The organism is Sphingobium sp. (assembly GCF_035511395.1).
GTDB lineage: Bacteria > Pseudomonadota > Alphaproteobacteria > Sphingomonadales > Sphingomonadaceae > Sphingobium.
Genome location: NZ_DATKFP010000100.1, coordinates 1 through 2716, shown reverse-complemented (window position 1 = coordinate 2716; position 2716 = coordinate 1). Strand labels below are relative to the sequence as shown.

Below are 2716 nucleotides of genomic sequence, written 5' to 3'. Positions count from 1 at the left end.
ACGTCAGCAACATGAGGTATCGCCATTACGGTTGCGGTTCACTTACCCTTTCCCCATGGCGGCAAGCGCGGCGCGGGCGATCACGTCGAAGAACGCTTCGCTGTCGGGAGCTTGCCGGTTTAGTTCGCGACGGACGGCGGCCTTCACCCCCTCCACGTCCTGCTCCGACGCGCGCAGGGCGGGGCCATACGGCTGCACGAACCAAGCGTCTTCGTCCTCAGCATGGACCTGCTCGGCGTCCTGCCGGCGATGATAACGGGTGGCCTTACTCTTATCCCAGGTCCACCGAGGACCAAGGCCATCCCAAGTTCGCCACCGGTCCCCCGCCCCGTTTGCGACTACCCATCCTTCCGCCCCGCGATCAACCTCCCCGCTTTCCACGGCGGGCGTTGTGGGAGGGGTGATACTGTCGCCGCGCTGGTGGAGCATCATGGCAAAGTTGCCGACATCGAGCGGGTCACCCTTGTCAACATGGGCGCGCAGCATCGCGGAAAGGCGTTCGGCAGGGCAGTCTTGGCGATCATGCCATCCGCCACGTCCTTCCGCGCGTTTCTTCGCGAGCTTCGCTTTCATGGCGGCTGCAAATCGATCAACTGCTACATCGTCCACCACCTCCCCCGGCAACGTGGAAGCCTCTGCCTGGGCGGGAGTGGCGGAGAGGGCGATGGGCGATTGACTACACGCCGGGCATGGTATCGTGTCGCCACCAGCGGAACACGTCGCTGGCGCTTTACGCAAATAGCGCATTCCGAAGCAAGTTGTGCAGAAGGATGACGCCATCGGCTCAGGGGCGGGCAGTGCGGAGAGGGCGGCGCTCAAGTCGGCACGGAACTGTCGTGGCATATCAAAGCACCACTCAGAACCGTAAACGTCCGCTAAGTCGCCGCCATCCCGTACCGCCAGCAGGCGTTGTAGCGCCTCCCGCACCTTTTCATCCTTGAGCATTGGCGTGGTCATGTCTGGCGCTCCTCTCCGCATTTAGTGCAGCGGTCGTAGGTGTAGTAGGAACCGTGCGTGTCGAGCGGCTTCCAGTTGTGTTCGCACGTGGGTAGACCTGCTTTGCCGAATAGGTGTTCTTCTATGCGAGCCAGCCTCTTGTAGATGTTATCGCTCATAAGGGTTCCTTTCCGAGGGCGCGGCGGGCATCATCACCTATGCTGTCATCACGGGTCGCAAGAGGCTCAACCACCTCCCGCAGCCGCGCAACCTCCGCCTTCAGCGCGCCGATCTCAGTGACTTGGGCCATCACCTTGTCGTACAAGTCGTTGCGATGCTTCTCGCTACGAGCATTCTCCTCGGCCATCGCGAGGATGGCGGGGACTGCGTTGCGGAGGTAGGCAAGAAGTTCAGCGTTGGCGTCTGACGATGGCCCGCACCCTGTCAGCCCGGGGCACTTCCCGTCCGCGTTGAACATGATTAGGGCGTCTATCGGATTTTCGGTGCAATCGACTTGCAGGCAAAGTTCCAACTTGGCGGCGGCCAAGTCTGCGATCTTCTCGCGCCAGATATCCCAAGGCCCCGCCGTCGCAGCCTCATCCAGCGCCCGCAGCCTCTCGGCGTTCAGCTTATCCATTGGCCGCCCCCTCAAGTGCAGCGACGCGGCGCCAGTTTTCGTCCTTGTAGTTCTGGATGGCGCCAAGAACGTCGTCGATCTCGCGCAGAACCCAATCGGCGTTCGTTTCACGGTCCGCCACGGGAAGCTCCGGGTTGAAGCTCTCTGGCCCCCACCGCAGCGTCTTCCCCAAGGCAGCCTGCAATTCGCCGAGTTCTTCGACCAGCTTTCCGATCGCAAAATCGTAGCCCGGCCGCATATATCGCGGGTCAGTCATGACGGATGTCCTCTCTGGTTTCACGCGCGCGGCACTTGGTGCAGATGACGAAGTATTTCCCGGGGTTGGCCTCATAGGCGAACCAGCCAACTGCTAGCCGCCGCCAGTCATGACCGCAGGGACGTGGGCCTAGCAGCCGCTTGATCCAGCCTGTCAGCTTCCCCGCCACCGCGCGCAGTTGGGGGTTGGTCATGCTGGGTCTCCGAGTAGGTAGTTGAACAGGTCGATGTCGGCGCACCTGGCGCGAATCGCCGCGGCAATCTCGCCGGCAGTCACAGGGCCGTGCGAGCGGCTGGCCAGCGCACCCGCAATGATGCTCTCGATCGCATCGCCTTCCACGCATCCTTGCGTCGGCCATAGGACGCCTTGTCCTGGATCGACGCAAGGTAGCCGGTCATGACCCTTTCCACGGTCCACGGTGAATCGTCGCCAGCTTCCCAGGCTTGTCGCGCTTCCGCCTCGGCGCTCTGGCGATTCTGCGAGGCGAGCTGGGTCCGCTTGCGGGCTCGCTTGCCGTCGGCGCCGGTTTCCCACCAGACGATGGCGAAGCCGCCTCTGAAGCGCTGGACGGAGTATGGGGGTTCGTCGTCTCGCATTCGTACTTCTCCACTTCTGCGACGCTGATCCGAATCAGCGCGCCAAGCGGAAACACTGGAGCGCCCCGCTGTCTATGAGCTTGCGCACCAGGCCGGTGCTGCAGCCCCACCGATCGGCGAGCTGCGCGACCGAGAACGGGGCCGGGGTGTTGATGTTGGGCCCGGAGGGCGGGCGGCGTGGTCCGGGCATGGGGCCGCCGGGCCGCAGGATCCACAGGGTGCGGCCATCGGTGAGCTTGGCGCTCTGCAGGCGGTTGGCCAGGTCGGGGTGGCGCTGCAGGCGTTCGGCCA

General features: G+C 63.7%; 6 protein-coding genes. All 6 read right to left on the bottom strand.

Translation table 11 applies throughout. The features are described 5' to 3' along the window. Positions 1-42: 42 nt before the first annotated feature. Complete coding sequence (locus VMR39_RS06495; RefSeq protein WP_325415173.1) at positions 43-957, bottom strand: hypothetical protein; 915 nt, start codon at positions 955-957, stop codon at positions 43-45. A 154-nt stretch (positions 958-1111) separates the two neighbouring features. Next, positions 1112-1573, bottom strand: coding sequence for a hypothetical protein (locus tag VMR39_RS06490; RefSeq protein WP_325415172.1), 462 nt, complete (start codon positions 1571-1573; stop codon positions 1112-1114). Further along, positions 1566-1829: a hypothetical protein gene (locus VMR39_RS06485; RefSeq protein WP_325415171.1), complete on the bottom strand. Its 264-nt coding sequence runs from the start codon at positions 1827-1829 to the stop codon at positions 1566-1568. Before VMR39_RS06485 ends, VMR39_RS06490 begins: the two co-directional genes overlap by 8 nt. Then, positions 1822-2022 carry a hypothetical protein gene (locus tag VMR39_RS06480; RefSeq protein WP_325415170.1) on the bottom strand — a complete coding sequence of 67 codons (201 nt, stop codon included), beginning with the start codon at positions 2020-2022 and terminating at the stop codon, positions 1822-1824. Before VMR39_RS06480 ends, VMR39_RS06485 begins: the two co-directional genes overlap by 8 nt. A gap of 79 nt (positions 2023-2101) precedes the next feature. After that, the gene (locus VMR39_RS06475) at positions 2102-2425 is read right to left on the bottom strand and encodes a hypothetical protein (RefSeq protein ID WP_325415169.1); all 324 of its coding nucleotides are present in this window, start codon (positions 2423-2425) and stop codon (positions 2102-2104) included. 34 nt (positions 2426-2459) lie between these two features. Then, on the bottom strand, positions 2460-2716 hold a 257-nt coding region (locus VMR39_RS06470; RefSeq protein ID WP_325415168.1), incomplete at its 5' end, for a hypothetical protein.

Coding starts and splice junctions, on each gene's coding strand:
- VMR39_RS06495 (WP_325415173.1), bottom strand. CDS start 957: ATGACCACGCCAATGCTCAAGGATGAAAAGGTGCGGGAGGCGCTACAA.
- VMR39_RS06480 (WP_325415170.1), bottom strand. CDS start 2,022: ATGACCAACCCCCAACTGCGCGCGGTGGCGGGGAAGCTGACAGGCTGG.
- VMR39_RS06490 (WP_325415172.1), bottom strand. CDS start 1,573: ATGGATAAGCTGAACGCCGAGAGGCTGCGGGCGCTGGATGAGGCTGCG.
- VMR39_RS06485 (WP_325415171.1), bottom strand. CDS start 1,829: ATGACTGACCCGCGATATATGCGGCCGGGCTACGATTTTGCGATCGGA.
- VMR39_RS06475 (WP_325415169.1), bottom strand. CDS start 2,425: ATGCGAGACGACGAACCCCCATACTCCGTCCAGCGCTTCAGAGGCGGC.